This window comes from Gaetbulibacter saemankumensis DSM 17032 (assembly GCF_000425645.1).
Lineage (GTDB): Bacteria > Bacteroidota > Bacteroidia > Flavobacteriales > Flavobacteriaceae > Gaetbulibacter > Gaetbulibacter saemankumensis.
On the sequence record NZ_KE384430.1, the window covers coordinates 130,821 to 147,982 of the forward strand.

Consider the following 17,162-nt stretch of genomic DNA (forward strand, 5'->3'; position numbering starts at 1 on the left):
TTTGAAATCGTAACATTATAAGTTATCTACAATTAAATTGAGATTTCAACAATAGACTGAAATTAAACACAAACAGAAATCGAGTATGCGCAAATTAAAAAACAGTGAACTAGACAGATTAAGCGTAGATGCCTTTAAATCATCTAAAAAAACACCCCTAATTATAATACTAGATAATATTAGAAGCTTGAATAATATAGGTTCTGTTTTTAGAACAAGTGATGCCTTTTTAATTGAAAAAATCTATTTGTGCGGCATTACCGCCACGCCTCCTCATAAAGACATTCATAAAACAGCCCTGGGAAGTACCGATACGGTGGCCTGGGAATATGTAGAAAACACTATCGATTTAGTTGAAAAATTAAAACAAAAAGGGGTAAAAGTTTGTGCAATTGAACAAGCTGAAAATGCTACAATGTTAAACGAATTCACCCCTGAAAAAGATACAACTTACGCCTTAGTCTTCGGAAATGAAGTAAAGGGTGTTGCACAAGATGTGGTTAGTACTAGCGACATGGTTATTGAAATTCCACAATTTGGCACGAAACACTCTTTAAATATCTCGGTAAGTTGTGGTGTGGTGGTGTGGGATATATTTAGTAAAATGAAAACCTAATTAACCGCTATCTGTTGCAATACCCACAAATAATCTTCTCGATCGTTTACAAAGTCTTTATTTGAAACATCGATGATTTTTACATTAAAGTCGTTTTGAATTTTTAAAAAATCTAAATAACCAGAATTAATTTTATTTAAATAATCGTCAGCGATATTCTGTTCATAATCACGACCGCGTTTTTTAATATTTTCCTGAAGTCGTGCTGTTTTTTGATATAGATAAATATATAAATCAGGTTTCCGCAATTCTTTATACATTAAATAAAAAAGCTTGCGGTAAAGATTAAATTCATCCTCTTGAAGGGTAACTTTGGCAAATATCAGTGACTTAAAAACATCATAGTCACTTACCACAAAATCTTTAAACAAATCAAGCTGCGATAAATCGTCTGTGATTTGTTGATACCGATCTGCTAAGAAGGACATTTCTAAAGAAAAGGCATACCGATTGGCGTCTTCATAAAACTTTGGAAGAAAGGGATTATCGGCAAATCGTTCTAGAATCAATTTTGCATTAAAATCCTCAGCTATTCTAGTTGCCAGACTAGTCTTTCCTGCCCCAATGTTTCCTTCAATTGCGATGTAATTAAATTTTGATAATTCAAATTCTGAAGTAGGAATCTTTATTATTTCTTGTATTGGCTCTAATTCCGAAGCATCCTTGCAATTTTGCAATAATACACCTATTTCTTTTTTCAGTACAGGATGCATTACATATGACGCAATATCATTTAGAGGCAACAAAACAAACTTGCGATACATCATTTGCGGATGAGGCACTAGCAAAGATTCGGTATTAATAATCTTATCATCCACTAAAACAATATCTAAATCTATAGTTCGAGATTCATAAGTATCAGATTCTGTTCTAATCCGACCAAGTTTATTTTCAATAGACAGCAATATATCCAAAACTACCTGCGGCTCAAGACAAGAGTTTAACTCTAAACAACCATTTAAAAAATCATCCCCGTCGAAACCAACGGCTTTAGACTTATATAATTTTGAAATGTGTTTAACATCTCCTACTTGCTTGTAAATTTCATTTACAGCTAGTTGTATATTATTTAACTTATTGCCTTTATTACTACCAAAAGCTATATAAAATGTAGATGTTCGCTTCATATAAGGGGCAAAATAACTAAAACAAATTTTAATCTTTTATATTTACTAATCGTATTTTTCAAAAAATATTTATGACGTTAAAAGACAAACTCGCTGCCCAAAGAATTTATATGCTTTTAGGAGCTTTATTTATAACCTCATTGGTAGTATCAAATCTAATTTTTCAAAAGTTTTTTTATTGGTATCCTTTCGATATAGAAATATTCGGTTCTAAACTTTTTGTTGTTTCAGTAGGTATTCTACCCTACCCAATCACTTTTTTAATTACCGATTTAATAAGTGAAATTTACGGTAAAAAACGCGCCAATCAAGTAGTTATAACTGGCATTTTTGCCTCACTTTTTTCCGTTTTAATTGTTTTTATAGCCGATTTAGTTCCAGCTGTAGATAGTTCTCCAATAAACGACGACATTTTTTCCAATGTATTTGGACGCACTATATTAGCTGTTGGAGCCAGTATGACTGCTTACCTATGCGCGCAGTTTGTAGATATTCAGATCTATCATTTCTGGAAACGACTGACTAAAGGCAGACATCTTTGGCTAAGAAATAATTTTTCAACCTGGTTATCGCAATTCGTCGATACGCTTTCAGTTGTTTTACTTTTATGCCTTTTTGAAGTACTGCCCTGGCATATGTTTCAAGGCTTACTGATTAGTGGATTTTTATTTAAGGTTATTGTAGCCCTTTGCGATACTCCTTTTATGTATTTAGGCGTTTATATATTTAGAAAACGCTTTAATTTAAAGGTGAATGAAGAAATAAATTTACTCTAATTTTTATAGCAAACTTAAAGCCGAAAATTTTTAACTTTAAACTGTTCATACCTATTTTGCGTATATAATATAAAGCTCACTAATCAATAAACTTAACACCTGTGAAAAAGGCACTTAAAATATTCGGAATTTCAATATTAATCATATTAGCGCTTCTTATTGCGCTGCCGTTAGCATTTCAATCTCAAATACAACATTTAGTAAAACAATTTATTAATGATAACCTAAACGCCAAAGTTGAGTTTAGCAATGTTAATTTAAGTTTTATAAAGAATTTCCCAAAAGCACATGTGGGTATCGATGATTTAATGATTACAAATTTTGAACCTTTTAAGGATGAAAAGTTTATTAGCGTAAAAAACATAGCCTTTTCCATGTCATTAAAAGAATTATTCAAAAGTGAAAGTGATGGGCCTTTGGCTATAAACACCTTTACGATTGATGAAGCTGAAATCACTCTGAAAACAGACAGTTTAGGCCGAGTTAACTACGATATAGCAAAATCAAGCAACACAAGTGAACCTGAAGAAAGTGAACAATCGGGAGGATTTTCGTTTGATATAGAAAATTACGGCATTAGCAATAGTACTTTTATTTACATTGATGACGGCTCAAAAACTGAAATGCGCATTTCCGAATTAAATCATACTGGGAATGGCTCCTTTTCTGCTGACACATCCATTTTAGATACAAAAACCAGTGCCAATGTTAGCGTTTCAATAGATAACACTGAATATTTAAAAAATAATTCCATAAAATTAGACGCGCTTATCGAACTTGATTTAGAAAACAACAAATATAGCTTTAAGGAAAACACTGGTTTCATCAACAAGCTACCTTTAAAATTTGATGGTTATATACGATTATTTGACGACGGCCAAGAGGTCGATATTACTTTTGAAAATCCCGAATCCAATTTCAAAAATTTCTTAGCTCTTATCCCTGAAGTCTATTCTAAAAGTATTGAAGGTGTAGAAACCACTGGAGATTTTAAAGTTAAAGGCCTTATTAAAGGTAAAATTACCGAAACAACCATTCCTACATTCGATATTCAAATCACATCGAACAAAGCCTCCTTTAAATATCCTGATCTTCCAAAACGTGTGGATAACATAGTAATTAACACCTCTATAAAAAACAGTACAGGGCTGGCGGACGATACTCATATAGACTTAAACACACTAAATTTTAAAATTGATCAAGATGTGTTTAAATCATCTGCCTCTATAAGTAACATCACATCAAACATGTTTGTAAAAGCTCATATAGATGGTGTTTTAAATTTAGCCAACCTAAAACAAGCCTATCCTATAGAGCTCGATCAGGAATTAAGTGGTATCCTAAAAGCCAAGCTTTCTACAGCTTTTGATATGAACGCTATAGAAACTAGTAATTATGCACGAATTAAAAATAACGGTTCGGCTAGTGTTAGTAATTTCGTATTTGCTTCGAAAGATGTTGTAAACCCTATACACATTACAAATGCTGAGATTAGTTTTAACCCGCAAACCGTTTCATTAAATTCATTCGAGGCCAAATCAGGTGATAGCGATATTAATGCCAATGGAACTATTAATAACCTTATAGGATTTTTAGTTAGCAACAATACACTTCAAGGAAATTTTAATTTAAAATCGACGCTTTTTAAAGTAAGTGATTTTATGGTTGACAACAATGAAACAGAAGAAACCGAAACACAAAAAGAATCTACAGAAACCTCAGAATCTTTAAAAATCCCAGCTTTTTTAGATTGTACCATAAACGCACAGGCCAATCAGGTAGTTTACGACAATTTAAATCTGAAAGACGTAAAAGGCACACTCATAATAAAAGATCAACAAGTATCTTTAACCAATTTAACTTCACATATTTTTAATGGAGCCTTGGCCGTTGCCGGAAATGTTTCAACAAAAAACAACACCCCAAATTTTAATTTAAATTTAGACATAAATGGTTTTGACGTTGCACAATCTTTTAAAGGCTTAGAATTGCTTCAAAATCTAGCACCGATAGCTAATTTAATTCAAGGAACTTTAAATTCAACACTTAATTTAAGTGGCGATTTAACAAAAGATTTCACACCTAATTTAAGTTCTATGTCTGGGAATGCCTTAGCTGAATTATTAACAACCAGCATCAGTCCAGACCAAAGCGCAGCATTAAGTAAACTGGATAACACATTCAATTTTATCGACTTTAAAAAATTGAATTTAAAAGATATAAAAACAAAATTTGAATTTGCAGAAGGTAAAGTAAATGTGAAACCATTTCAAATTAAATACGAAGACATCACCATTGATGTTTCCGGTTCTCACGGGTTCGACGAAACCATGGATTATAATGCTGTATTTAATGTGCCTGCAAAATATTTAGGCAGCGATATTAATCAGCTAATAGCTAAAATAGATAGCGAAGAAGCTAAAAACATTTCGATTCCGGTTACAGCAAATATTACTGGCAGTTTCAACAACCCAAATGTAAAAACAGATTTATCCAGTGGGGTTTCTAATTTAAGTAAACAATTGGTTGAAATTCAAAAACAAAAACTTTTAAACCAAGGAAAATCGCAAGCTGAAGATTTACTCGGGAATTTAATAAAAGGAAATAACACAAAAACTGACTCAACCAGGGAGGAACAAAACAAAAACACCAAAAATGTTATTACTGATATATTAGGTAACAATCAGAACCAAACCGACTCGACAAAAACGGATGCCACTACAAATACTGTAAAAAATGCCCTTGGTGGTTTACTGGGTAAAAAGAAAAAAACACAGGATACTATTAAGTAACATTTTGTAAATCAATATCTATTTTTTAAAAAAGACGTCCAATAATTAGGTTTTTCGAATAAAAAAGTTAAGTTATAACCAAGTTTAACTTAAAACCAGAACAAGGCGTACATGCGGCAACTAAAAATTACGAAGCAGGTTACCAATAGGGAATCAAAATCTTTAGATAAATATTTACAAGACATTAGCAAAATACCACTGATAACCGCTGAGGAAGAAGTCGAATTAGCTCAGAAAATAAAAAAAGGTGATCAAAAAGCATTAGATAAGTTAACAACGGCGAATTTAAGATTTGTAGTTTCAGTATCTAAGCAATACCAAAATCAAGGCTTAACTTTACCCGATTTAATCAACGAAGGCAATGCTGGCTTGGTAAAAGCAGCCAAACGATTTGATGAAACACGTGGTTTTAAATTTATCTCTTATGCCGTTTGGTGGATTAGGCAAGCAATTTTACAAGCTTTAGCCGAACAATCTCGAATTGTTAGACTACCTTTGAACAAAATTGGTTCTATTAATAAAATTAATAAAGCCTATTCGTTTTTAGAACAATCGCACGAACGTGCACCAAGTGCCGAAGAATTAGCCAGTTCTTTAGATTTAAGTGTTAGTGATGTGAAGCAGTCTATGAAAATTTCGAGTAGACACGTTTCTATGGATGCCCCTTTTAAAGAAGGAGAAAATTCCAATTTATATGATGTTGTACAGTCTAGCCATACACCACAACCGGATGTTAATTTGATGCAAGACTCGTTAAACACGGAAATAAACCGTGCTCTAGATACTTTATCTGAAAAAGAAGCCGAAATTATACGGTATTATTATGGCATAAGTAAAGAGCAATCAATGAGCCTGCAAGAAATAGGCGATGCTTTTGGTTTAACTCGAGAGCGGGTAAGACAAATAAAAGAAAAAGGTATTAGACGCTTGCGTCATACCTCGAAAAGTAAAATGTTAAAAACGTATTTAGGATAATCCTAAAACAAATCTGAATTAATTTATATATATGTTAAAAATTATTGTAAAAGACGGCGAGAATATAGAACGTGCCTTAAAACGTTACAAAAGAAAACACAGAAATATTAAAGTGATGCAGAACCTGAGAGATGGTCAGTTTTTCACGAAACCCTCTGTAAAAAGACGTCGCCAAATCCAAAAAGCGGCTTACATTCAAAATCTTAGAGACCAAGAAGATATTTAATTTTTCTATATAACCCCCGATAACCATTAACTTGTTATCGGGGCTCTATTCCTTTTTTTAGTTGATTGTAATACTAACAACTAATCCTTCGTTCGCACGAACATTAAACACCGTATTATCTTCAAAAATTAAATACTGCCCTTTCACGCCTACTAATTTCCCCGTGTATAATTGTTCCTTTATTAAATTTAAACTTTTTGGTTTATCTGGATATTTATGAACCGGAAAATCTAGGTTGGTTTCTGTATTATTTTCAATAAAATATTCCATGACTTCCTCAGGAATGTATTGTTTTAAATTGTCGCGCCAGGTCATTAAATTTTCATCTTCAATATCATTCTTCAGCATTTTACGCCAATTGGTTTTATCTGCCACATGATCTTTTAATGCAACCTCCGTGATACCAGCTAAGTACCGATTGGGCACCTCAACAATTTCAATGGCTTCATGAGCACCTTGATCAATCCAGCGAGTAGGTATCTGAGATTTTCTGGTTACCCCAACTTTTACATTGCTAGAATTGGCAAGATACACAATATGGGGCTGTAACTGCACCTTTTTTTCATATTCTAAATCACGATCTTCTTTTCCTAAATGAGCCGTACTTAATTCGGGACGCATAATCCAATCGGCCGCCTGTGGAATCTCAAAAAAGCAACTTTTGCAAAACCCTTGACGATAGATTTGCTTATCCAATCGGCAGTTTAAACATTGATATTTAACAAATTGAATTGTTATGGTTTTATCGAGTAATTGGTTTATGTTTATAAAATCGTTTTCAAAAACTAAATAGTACTCTATAGGTTGTGAAAACTCCGTTTCCATTTTTGTTAAAACGCCTTGGTAGGTCATGAAAAAAAGTATTATTTTTAAAAAAATAAAGATAAAATAAATATGCCAATACCTATAGTAAATTCGATTGCTTCTTGGTTTCTAAAAAAACGTTTTCATCAAATTGAATTATTTCTAAAATACCCTAATGAAGTACAAAATGAATTACTATTTAGCCTTATAGACATAGCCAAAGACACTGAATTTGGAAGAAAATATGACTTCGCATCCATAAAGAGTTACAAAACATTTTCAGAGCGTATTCCCATAAAAAATTACGATGGCTGGCAAGACGACATTGAACGTTCTATGAATGGTGAAACCAATATTTTTTGGCCACGCCCTATTAGGTGGTATGCCAAATCTAGTGGGACCACCAGAGCCAAAAGTAAATTTATCCCTGTTAGTGCAGAGTCTTTAGAAGATTGTCACTACGCTGCTAGCAAAGATTTGCTTTGCATGTATTTAAACAACAACGAAGACTCCCAATTATTTACTGGAAAGAGCTTACGCTTAGGAGGAAGCAAAGAATTATACAAAGAAAACGGTATTATCTTTGGAGATCTGTCCGCCATATTAATTGACAACATGCCTTTTTGGGCAGAATTCAGTAGTACACCTAGCAACAAAGTGTCCTTAATGAGTGACTGGGAACATAAAATGCAGGCTATAGTAAACGAAACAATCAATGAAAATGTCACAAGTCTTGCTGGGGTTCCTTCCTGGATGCTTGTTCTACTAAATAATGTTTTAGAAACTACAGGAAAACAAAATCTGCACGACATATGGCCCAATCTGGAAGTCTATTTTCATGGAGGCGTAAGTTTTACTCCTTATGTGAATCAATATAAAAAGATTCTACCTAGAAAAGACTTTAAATATTACGAAACCTATAATGCCTCCGAAGGATTCTTTGCTATTCAGGATCAAAACAACTCCAACGAATTACTTTTGATGCTTGATTATGGTATCTTTTACGAATTTATTCCTATGGATACCTATGGAAGTTCTGAAGAGAAAGCCATTCCGTTAAGTGAAGTGAAACTCAATGTGAATTATGCTGTGATTATCACAACTAATGCCGGTTTATGGCGTTATAAAATTGGGGATACGGTAAGATTTACTTCATTAAGTCCATACCGAATTAAAATTTCCGGAAGAACAAAACATCATATTAATGTTTTTGGTGAGGAACTTATTATTGAAAATGCGGAAGAAGCTCTAAAGAAGGTTTGTAAACGAACTCGATCTGAAATTGTTGACTATACAGCAGCTCCTATTTTTATGGAAGGCAAAGAAAAAGGCGCTCATGAATGGCTGATTGAATTTAAAAAACCACCTAAAGACATTCACTATTTTAATGAACTTTTCGATAATGCGTTAAAAGCTTTAAATTCAGATTACGAAGCAAAACGCTACAACAACATAACGCTAAACAAACCAAAAATTCATATGGCTCGTAAAAATTTATTTTACGACTGGTTAAAACAAAACAATAAATTAGGTGGGCAACACAAAATACCACGACTTTCGAATACCCGTAATTACATGGATGAATTACTTCTTTTAAACATTTCGCATGAAAATCCGATTAACGGAAACAAGCTTAGTTTTTAAACGAGTATTTCGTCTAATAATCTAAAAGCTTATAAATTGGTTTTGTGATAAATTTATTTCCACATACATTTACTTCACAATAAAAAATTCAGGTAGATTTTCGTAATGTCCTTTATTAATTAATATCCATTATAAAACAAAAAAACCACGTTTTTTACGTGGTTTTTTTTATTAATGTAATAACTTATTTTAAGAAACTGCTTTTAGTTTTTTCAAGGTTATTTTTGTTAACTTTTCTTCGGCATATGCTTTGGTAACATTCAAGGCTTTATCATCACTACTTGGCATTTCAAACATAGCATCGGTTAAAATTTCTTCACACAAAGAGCGTAGACCTCGAGCTCCTAATTTATATTCAATAGCCTTATCAACGATATAATCTAAGGCTCCATTCGTAATAGAGAATTCAACCTCATCCATTTCAAACAACTTCTTATATTGCTTAATAATCGCATTTTTGGGCTCGGTTAAAATAGCTCTTAAAGTTTTAGCGTCTAAAGGATCCATATGCGTTAACACTGGTAAACGTCCAATAATTTCAGGTATTAAACCAAAATCTTTTAAATCTCTAGGGATAATATATTGCAGTAAGTTATTTTGATCTACCACATCTTCTGAGATAGATGCACTATACCCAACGGCCTGCATATTTAATCGTTTAGAGATAACGCGCTCAATACCATCGAAAGCTCCACCTGCTATGAATAAAATATTTTCAGTATTCACCTCTATAAATTTCTGATCCGGATGTTTACGACCTCCTTTTGGCGGCACATTAACGACCGTTCCTTCCAAAAGTTTTAACAAAGCCTGCTGCACACCTTCACCAGAAACGTCTCGTGTTATCGAGGGATTATCGCTTTTACGAGCAATCTTATCTATTTCATCAATAAATACAATGCCCTTTTCGGCTTTTTCTAAATTATAATCTGCTGCTTGGAGTAATCTGGTTAAAATACTTTCAACATCTTCACCAACATAACCTGCCTCTGTTAATACAGTAGCATCCACAATTGCTAATGGTACATTTAGCATTCTAGCAATGGTTTTAGCCATTAAGGTTTTACCGGTTCCCGTTTGTCCAACCATTATAATATTACTTTTTTGAATATCGATATCGTCGTTTGAAACGGGTTGTAATAAACGCTTATAGTGGTTGTAAACAGCCACAGACATTACCTTTTTGGTAGTATCCTGACCAATGATATACTCATCTAAGAATGTTTTTATTTGCAGTGGTTTACGAAGTTTTAATTCTGCCGATAAATCGCTACTGTCACTTTGTTTAGATTCTTCCAACACGATACCATGCGCCTGCTCAATACATCTATCACAGATATGCGCATCTAACCCCGCTATTAATAAATTTGTTTCTGGTTTTTTACGACCACAAAACGAACATTCTAATTCTTCTTTTGCCATTAATCCCTGTTATTATTTTTTGGAAGTTTATGCTATAAAATTCAGTAAAGCAATAACTTAAATTTACAAATTATTTAATTACGAGCCAAAATCTCGTCAATCATACCGTACTCCTTAGCCTTATCAGCCTTCATCCAGTAATCTCTATCACTATCGGCGTACACTTTGTCGTATTCCTGCCCTGAATGCTTACTTATAATATTATAAAGCTCTTCTTTAAGTATTAAAATTTCTCTTGCTGTAATTTCTATATCACTCGCCTGACCTTGCGCACCACCCAATGGTTGATGAATCATTACTCGCGAATGCGTTAAACCACTACGTTTTCCTTTAGCACCTGCACATAATAATACCGCCCCCATAGAAGCTGCCATACCAGTACAAATAGTCGCTACATCTGGCTTAATAAATTGCATGGTATCATAAATACCTAAACCAGCATAAACACTTCCTCCTGGTGAATTAATATAGATTTGAATATCTTTAGAAGCATCTGTACTTTCTAAAAACAACAGTTGTGCTTGGATAATGTTAGCCACCTGATCGTTTATACCTGTTCCTAAGAAAATGATACGATCCATCATTAAACGCGAAAACACGTCCATAGCGACAGCATTCATTTGACGCTCTTCAATAATGTTTGGTGTTAAATTGGTGGGGTACATACTACTAATAATTTTATTGTAGTAAGTACTGCTAATTCCTTGATCTTTTATCGCGAATTTCTCAAATTCTTTAGCGTAATTCATATTATTATGTCTCTTATTATTAGTTAAACCCTTAATTTTCAACAGCATGATAACATAACTGTATTTTCACTGTACTAATTTCGTTAAATATGCTGTGTTTATCAACAAATTAGGCGCTAAATTAAGATTATTTTAGCGCCTAAATATAAGGATTTATTTATTAGTTAAAAGCCTATTTATCGCCGTAAACTTCTTTCACAAAGTCTTCATAGCTTAAATCTTTAACTTCAATATTTGCTTTTTCTTTATAAAGCTCTAATAACTTCTGACTGATTAATTGCTCAGAAATTCGTCGCGCTTCATCTTGGTTTGATAATACACGAGCAGCAATATCGTCTAATTCTTTTTCTGAAGGATTCATTTGTCCAAACTGCGCCATTTGAGCCTTGATCATAGTTGTAGTATGACCTTTGATATCTTCCATAGTTACCTGAATACCATTATCAGCGATTAATTTACCTTCGATTAATTGGTAACGTAAGCTTTTTTCAGACTTTTCATATTCTTCTTTAGCCTCGTCGCTATCTAATTGCTTCTCGCCTGCAGTTTGTAACCATTTTTGTAAAAATTCTGCAGGTAAATCGAATTTAGTATTGGCTACCAAATACTCAGTAACATCATTTAAGAATTTTTGGTCTGCTTGTTGTGCAAATTGCTTTTCAGCGTCTTCTTTAATTTTATCTTTTAATTCAGTTACAGATTTCACAACGTCTTTACCAAAGATTTTATCAAATAATTCTTGATCTAAATCTGCTAACTCGCGTGTATTAATTTCTGAAACAGTAAAAGTTACTTCAATATCTAAACCATGAACATCATCATGACCTAATTTTAAAGCATGCATTAATTCATGCTCATCATCATAAAGTCCTTTAGTTTGAAGTGTAATTACATCGTCAACTTTAGCACCTAAAAATAATTTTTCCGTAGCATCACCCGCAAATTTATCTAAAGTAAGTGTTACTTTATTTTCAATTTCACGCTCTTCATTTTTGAAAACACCAGTAATTTCGCTGTCTTTTTGAACCTCTGCTTGAGATACTAACTTACCATATTGCTTCTGGATATTTTCAACCTGCTCGTCGATCATTTTATCATCAGCAGTGATATTGTACTTAGTAATACCTTCGAAATTTTCTAAACTTACTTCAAATTCTGGTGCTAAACCTAATTCGAACTCAAAAGAAAAAGTATCAGCATCCCAGTTGATATCATCTTGTTGTTTTGGAAGTGGCTGACCTAACACGTCTAACTTCTCTTCTGTAAGATATTTATTTAAAGCATCTTGCAATAATTTATTAACCTCGTCTACCAATACTGCCTTTCCGTATTGCTTTTTTACCATTCCCATTGGCACATGTCCTTTTCTAAACCCAGGAATGTTAGCTGTTTTACGGTAATCTGACAATATTTTTTCTACTTTATCGCTATAATCTTCTTTTGCGATATCTACTTTTACTACAGCATTTAATGCATCAACGTTTTCTCTTGTAATATTCATTTTTAAATGATATAAGCCTCTATTAGGCATTTAACAAAATAAGTTTCTTTTGAAAACTTAAAAATTATGTAACTAAAATCGGGTGGCAAAAATACAACATTTTTACCACCCGACAAAGTTTTTAATTGCCTGATTTTATGTGTTTTCCTTTAAGAAATCGTTTAAGAATGAACCAATTAACTTTAAAAGCGTAGATAGACTGTAAATAAAATCTGAAAAGCTAAATTAATCTTCTTTTAAAAACGAATGTAAAATCGACTGAAGTATTGAAAGTAAGACACTAAAAAGCAAGGCTACCCAAATACTACTTACCGAAAATCCGTCGACCAAACTATTTGCAATTAAGATAATTAACGCGTTTACTATTAACAGAAATAAACCTAAGGTTAATACGGTTATAGGCAGTGTTAATATTATTAAAATAGGCTTTACAAAGAGATTTAAAATAGCTAAGATTAAAGCAACCACAATAGCCGTTAAATAACTATCGACCGATACTCCCGACAAAACCTTTGAGAGCACCACAACTGCAAAGGCATTTAATAATAGTTTGATAAGGTTATTCATGTTGAAATTTTTATTTTAATTATAACTGTTAAAAACTTAAAGTTAGTAAATTATTACAACTTATTTTACAAACCTCATCACGGCATCAAAAAAATCCTTCGGGTTTTCGGCATGCAACCAGTGCCCCGCATTAGCAATTGTTATAAGTTCTGCCTTTGGAAAATGGTTACTAATTATTGTTTCATCGCCTACACCAATATATTCCGAACGGTCACCGCGTAAAAACAAGGTATCACCATCAAAATGAGCATAAGACGGCAAAGCTTCTCCAACCTCTGCTACCTCTTCTTTCAGGACTTCAATATTTAAACGCAAACCTAATTGACCTTTTTGAACCCAATATAAATTCTTAAGTAAAAATTGTCGCGTACCTAAATCTGATACGTATTCACTTAAAGCTTTATCTGCCTGACCACGGGTTTTAATAACACTAAAATCCAAAGCACTTAATCCGGCTAAAATAGCATCGTGATGCACAGGATAAAATCTTGGGGAAATATCGGCAACTATTAATTTAGAAACCAAATCCGGATACTTTGTAGAAAACATCATAGCTGTTTTACCTCCCATAGAATGCCCCAACAAGACAACATCTTCCAGTCCCAGCACGTCACAATAATGTTTTAAATCTTCCACCAGTACTTCATAATTAAACTCCTCATCATGAAAACTATGCCCGTGATTTCGCTGGTCGACCAAATGCACCTGATACTGATGCTCACTAAATTGCATACCCAAGGTTTTCCAATTATCACTCATTCCCAGAAATCCATGAAGTATAATAAAAGGGGCACCTTCTCCTAAAATATTTGAATGTAAAAGCATTATTTTAATTTCTGAAGATACATTTGAATAACATTCTCCACACCTAAATACAGACTCTCTGCAACTAAAGCATGACCAATCGAAACTTCTAATAAGCCAGGGATATTCTCTTTAAAGAACTTTATGTTATCTAAAGATAAATCATGTCCTGCATTTAAACCTAACCCCAGTTCGTTTGCTAGTTTAGCACTTTCAACGTAGGAATCAATACCCGCTTCATTACCTAAACCATACTCATGTGCAAAACTTTCGGTATATAGCTCAATTCTATCGGTTCCTGTAATTTTCGCACCTTCAATTTGTTCCAAAACAGGATCGACAAAGATAGACGTGCGAATGTTATTATTCTGAAATTCTTTAATAACATCAATTAAAAAATCTTTATGTTTAATAGTGTCCCAACCCGCATTACTAGTAATAGCATCTTCGGCATCGGGAACCAATGTTACCTGAGTTGGCTTCACCTCTAAAACCAAATCCATAAAAGACTTAATAGGGTTTCCTTCAATGTTATATTCGGTGTAAACCGCAGGTTTTAAATCGCGGGCATCCTGATAGCGAATATGACGCTCGTCTGGCCTAGGATGAATGGTTACCCCTTCGCTACCAAATCGCTGAACATCTTTTGCAAACTGCACAACATTAGGCACATCGCCACCTCTAGAGTTTCTTAAAGTTGCTATCTTATTAATATTTACACTTAATTTTGTCATGTATTGCTATTTTAAATGACAAAAATACAAAGTAGAAAAGGCTTATGTACTTTTTTTTTGATTAATTTGCACACTAATACCGAGAGCATAATGAATTTATCTAATTACATTATTAACGATATAAAACCATTAAACAGTAAGAGTAAAATAAGCGATTTACAATTACTTTTTAATCAGTTAACCTACTCTCATATTCCAGTTGAAGACGATAACAAAATCTACTTGGGATGTCTTTCAGAAACTGATGCCCATTGTTTTGAAAGTAACAAACATCTGGATGAATATAAATACTCCATAGAAACGTTTTTTGTTCGAGACAGTACGCTGTGGCTGGACGTTTTAGAAGCCTTTGCTGTAAACTCGACCAATATTATGCCTGTACTTGATAGCAACAACAAGTATTTAGGATACTACGAATTAAACGATATTATTAATCTATTTGGAGAAACGCCGTTTTTTACCGAATCTGGAGGCATTCTGGTGATTGAAAAAGGCATTAACGACTATTCGCTCAGTGAAGTAAGCCAGATTGTAGAATTAAATAACGGGAAAATTCTTGGCGCCTTTATCTCTAAGATGACCAGTGATTTAATTCAGGTTACCTTAAAAATAGAAAGCTCTGGTTTAAATGAAATTATTCAGACATTCCGAAGATATAGTTACACCATCGTCTCTGGCCATGAAGAAGACGGCTACTATGAGACACTGAAAGACCGATCGGACTATTTAAATAAATATCTAAACATATAATATGAAAATTGCTGTTTTTGGAAGGTTTTACAACGAAACGACCACCTCGTCTGTTGAACGCCTCTTCACATATTTATTAGAAAAAAATATTGAAGCCTATATAGAAACGCAATTTTTTAATTTAATCAAAGAGCAATCGCCAAATATTGACGACTATACCTCTTTTAAAACCTTCGACACCCTAGACAAATCTTTCGATTTATTAGTTAGCGTTGGTGGCGATGGTACCATTTTAAGAGCGAGTACCTTTGTTAAAGACATGAACATCCCTATTATAGGTGTAAATACAGGGCGTCTTGGCTTTTTAGCTACCATTCAGGTAGACCGAATTGAAAATGCCATTCAAAACATCATAGACGGTAAGTATAAAATATCAGAACGCAGCTTACTATCTATAGAAACCATTCCAGAAAATAAAGAAATTGCCTGTCTCGATTTCGCACTAAATGAAATTGCTGTGAGTCGAAAGAACACGACTTCTATGATTACGGTAGACACCCATTTAGATGGTGAGTTCCTTACTTCCTATTGGAGTGACGGGCTCATTATATCAACTCCAACTGGTTCTACAGGTTATTCTTTAAGTTGCGGTGGCCCAGTAATTACCCCAGGCACTAATAGTTTTGTGCTTACCCCAATCGCTCCTCATAACTTAAGTGCACGACCATTAATCATTCCAGATAGTACCGAAATTCAATTAAAGGTTCACGGACGCGAAGAACAGCACCTGGTTTCCCTAGATTCCAGAATTGCCACTTTAGACAACGGAACAATTATAAAAATTAAAAAAGCCGATTTCAAAATAAAAATGATTGATTTGCTTGATGAAAGCTTTTTAGACACGCTTCGCAAAAAACTTTTATGGGGAGAAGACAACCGCAATTAAACAATAAATCTTTAGAAAAACTGTTTTAAATTCAGACTATTTACATCAAATTGTAATTGGCTAATCATATTTATTATATTTGCAATCTTTCGAACATTTATGAAGCATTTAATCGTATTGACACTAAGCATTTTAAGCATTGGCTACGGCCAGGCTCAAATTAATGAATTAGGTGTTTTTTTAGGTGGAAGTAATTTTGTTGGTGACGTAGGCGCTACCAATTTTATTTCTCCAAGTCAATTTGCCATAGGTGGTATTTACAAATGGAACCGCAGCAAAAGACATTCTTACAGACTATCTGCTATTTTTACCGAATTACAAGGAATCGACAATAAATCTGAAGACCCAAGACGTATTCAAAGAGGTTACGAGTTTTCTAATGGCATTATTGAAATAGCCGCTGGAATCGAATTTACTTTCATCGATTTCGATTTACATTCTGGTGCTCGATCTTCTACACCTTATCTTTTTGGCGGCATAAGTGCAGCTCACCATGACGACACTTATTTCGTAAATGGCGTTCAAACTCAAGAAAACACTTCTAGTTGGACCATGGGCATTCCAATGGGGCTTGGTTTTAAATCTAATTTTTTAGGCGATTTGGTGTTTGCCATAGAAATTGGTGCTCGTTATACTTTTTCAGATGGTTTAGACGGCAGTCTTCCTAAAAAACAAAATTTACAACAATACAGATTTGGCAACATAAATAATAACGATTGGTATGTCTTTTCAGGAATAACCCTAACTTACACCTTTGGAGAAAACCCTTGTTATTGTGTGAATTAACAA

17 protein-coding genes are annotated in these 17,162 nt (G+C 33.5%); 9 read left to right on the forward strand and 8 right to left on the reverse strand.

Going from position 1 to position 17,162, the window contains the following annotated elements:
* Positions 1–85: 85 nt before the first annotated feature.
* Positions 86–616: an RNA methyltransferase gene (locus H611_RS0107270; RefSeq protein WP_027137732.1), complete on the forward strand. Its 531-nt coding sequence runs from the start codon at positions 86–88 to the stop codon at positions 614–616.
* On the opposite strand, the gene folK is transcribed toward H611_RS0107270, so the two are convergent.
* The gene (folK, locus tag H611_RS0107275) at positions 613–1,743 is read right to left on the reverse strand and encodes a 2-amino-4-hydroxy-6-hydroxymethyldihydropteridine diphosphokinase (protein WP_027137733.1); all 1,131 of its coding nucleotides are present in this window, start codon (positions 1,741–1,743) and stop codon (positions 613–615) included. The two genes, H611_RS0107270 and folK, sit on opposite strands and share 4 nt — an antisense overlap.
* Before the next feature lie 71 nt (positions 1,744–1,814).
* On the opposite strand from folK, the gene H611_RS0107280 reads away from it, so the two are divergent.
* The 4 genes from H611_RS0107280 to rpsU all read left to right on the forward strand — a co-directional run bounded on the left by H611_RS0107280 (position 1,815) and on the right by rpsU (position 6,512).
* Positions 1,815–2,519 (forward strand): queuosine precursor transporter, encoded by a 705-nt coding sequence (locus H611_RS0107280; protein WP_027137734.1) that lies wholly within the window; start codon positions 1,815–1,817, stop codon positions 2,517–2,519.
* Positions 2,520–2,620: 101 nt separating this feature from the next.
* Positions 2,621–5,311 carry an AsmA-like C-terminal region-containing protein gene (locus H611_RS0107285; RefSeq protein WP_027137735.1) on the forward strand — a complete coding sequence of 897 codons (2,691 nt, stop codon included), beginning with the start codon at positions 2,621–2,623 and terminating at the stop codon, positions 5,309–5,311.
* Between the two features lie 111 nt (positions 5,312–5,422).
* The gene (locus H611_RS0107290; RefSeq protein ID WP_027137736.1) at positions 5,423–6,286 is read left to right on the forward strand and encodes a sigma-70 family RNA polymerase sigma factor; all 864 of its coding nucleotides are present in this window, start codon (positions 5,423–5,425) and stop codon (positions 6,284–6,286) included.
* Positions 6,287–6,317: 31 nt separating this feature from the next.
* The gene (rpsU, locus tag H611_RS0107295; protein ID WP_027137737.1) at positions 6,318–6,512 is read left to right on the forward strand and encodes a 30S ribosomal protein S21; all 195 of its coding nucleotides are present in this window, start codon (positions 6,318–6,320) and stop codon (positions 6,510–6,512) included.
* Between the two features lie 57 nt (positions 6,513–6,569).
* Here the strand turns inward: rpsU and H611_RS0107300 are convergent, their stop codons facing one another.
* Positions 6,570–7,364, reverse strand: coding sequence for a DUF2797 domain-containing protein (locus H611_RS0107300; protein WP_027137738.1), 795 nt, complete (start codon positions 7,362–7,364; stop codon positions 6,570–6,572).
* A 42-nt stretch (positions 7,365–7,406) separates the two neighbouring features.
* Here H611_RS0107300 and H611_RS14120 point away from each other — a divergent pair, with 42 nt between their 5' ends.
* Positions 7,407–8,960 carry a GH3 auxin-responsive promoter family protein gene (locus H611_RS14120; RefSeq protein ID WP_051238757.1) on the forward strand — a complete coding sequence of 518 codons (1,554 nt, stop codon included), beginning with the start codon at positions 7,407–7,409 and terminating at the stop codon, positions 8,958–8,960.
* Between the two features lie 189 nt (positions 8,961–9,149).
* Here H611_RS14120 and clpX read toward each other — a convergent pair whose 3' ends face one another.
* The 6 genes from clpX to H611_RS0107335 form a co-directional block, all read right to left on the reverse strand.
* Entirely contained in the window at positions 9,150–10,382 is a 1,233-nt protein-coding gene (clpX, locus tag H611_RS0107310) for an ATP-dependent Clp protease ATP-binding subunit ClpX (RefSeq protein ID WP_027137739.1), read from the reverse strand.
* A 74-nt stretch (positions 10,383–10,456) separates the two neighbouring features.
* Positions 10,457–11,131, reverse strand: coding sequence for an ATP-dependent Clp endopeptidase proteolytic subunit ClpP (gene clpP, locus H611_RS0107315; protein WP_027137740.1), 675 nt, complete (start codon positions 11,129–11,131; stop codon positions 10,457–10,459).
* Positions 11,132–11,303: 172 nt separating this feature from the next.
* On the reverse strand, positions 11,304–12,632 hold the full coding sequence (tig, locus tag H611_RS0107320; RefSeq protein WP_027137741.1) for a trigger factor: 1,329 nt from the start codon (positions 12,630–12,632) through the stop codon (positions 11,304–11,306).
* A 225-nt stretch (positions 12,633–12,857) separates the two neighbouring features.
* Complete coding sequence (locus H611_RS0107325; protein WP_027137742.1) at positions 12,858–13,199, reverse strand: phage holin family protein; 342 nt, start codon at positions 13,197–13,199, stop codon at positions 12,858–12,860.
* A gap of 60 nt (positions 13,200–13,259) precedes the next feature.
* The gene (locus H611_RS0107330; RefSeq protein WP_027137743.1) at positions 13,260–14,024 is read right to left on the reverse strand and encodes an alpha/beta fold hydrolase; all 765 of its coding nucleotides are present in this window, start codon (positions 14,022–14,024) and stop codon (positions 13,260–13,262) included.
* Entirely contained in the window at positions 14,024–14,737 is a 714-nt protein-coding gene (locus tag H611_RS0107335) for a pyridoxine 5'-phosphate synthase (RefSeq protein WP_027137744.1), read from the reverse strand. The genes H611_RS0107330 and H611_RS0107335 overlap by 1 nt, the downstream gene beginning before the upstream one ends.
* A gap of 90 nt (positions 14,738–14,827) precedes the next feature.
* On the opposite strand from H611_RS0107335, the gene H611_RS0107340 reads away from it, so the two are divergent.
* From H611_RS0107340 to porG, 3 genes are all read left to right on the forward strand, one after another.
* Positions 14,828–15,487, forward strand: a complete 660-nt coding sequence (locus H611_RS0107340; protein ID WP_027137745.1) for a CBS domain-containing protein — start codon at positions 14,828–14,830, stop codon at positions 15,485–15,487.
* 1 nt (position 15,488) lies between these two features.
* Positions 15,489–16,373 (forward strand): NAD kinase, encoded by an 885-nt coding sequence (locus tag H611_RS0107345; RefSeq protein WP_027137746.1) that lies wholly within the window; start codon positions 15,489–15,491, stop codon positions 16,371–16,373.
* A 99-nt stretch (positions 16,374–16,472) separates the two neighbouring features.
* Positions 16,473–17,159 carry a type IX secretion system protein PorG gene (gene porG, locus H611_RS0107350; RefSeq protein ID WP_027137747.1) on the forward strand — a complete coding sequence of 229 codons (687 nt, stop codon included), beginning with the start codon at positions 16,473–16,475 and terminating at the stop codon, positions 17,157–17,159.
* The last annotated feature ends 3 nt before the right edge of the window (positions 17,160–17,162 follow it).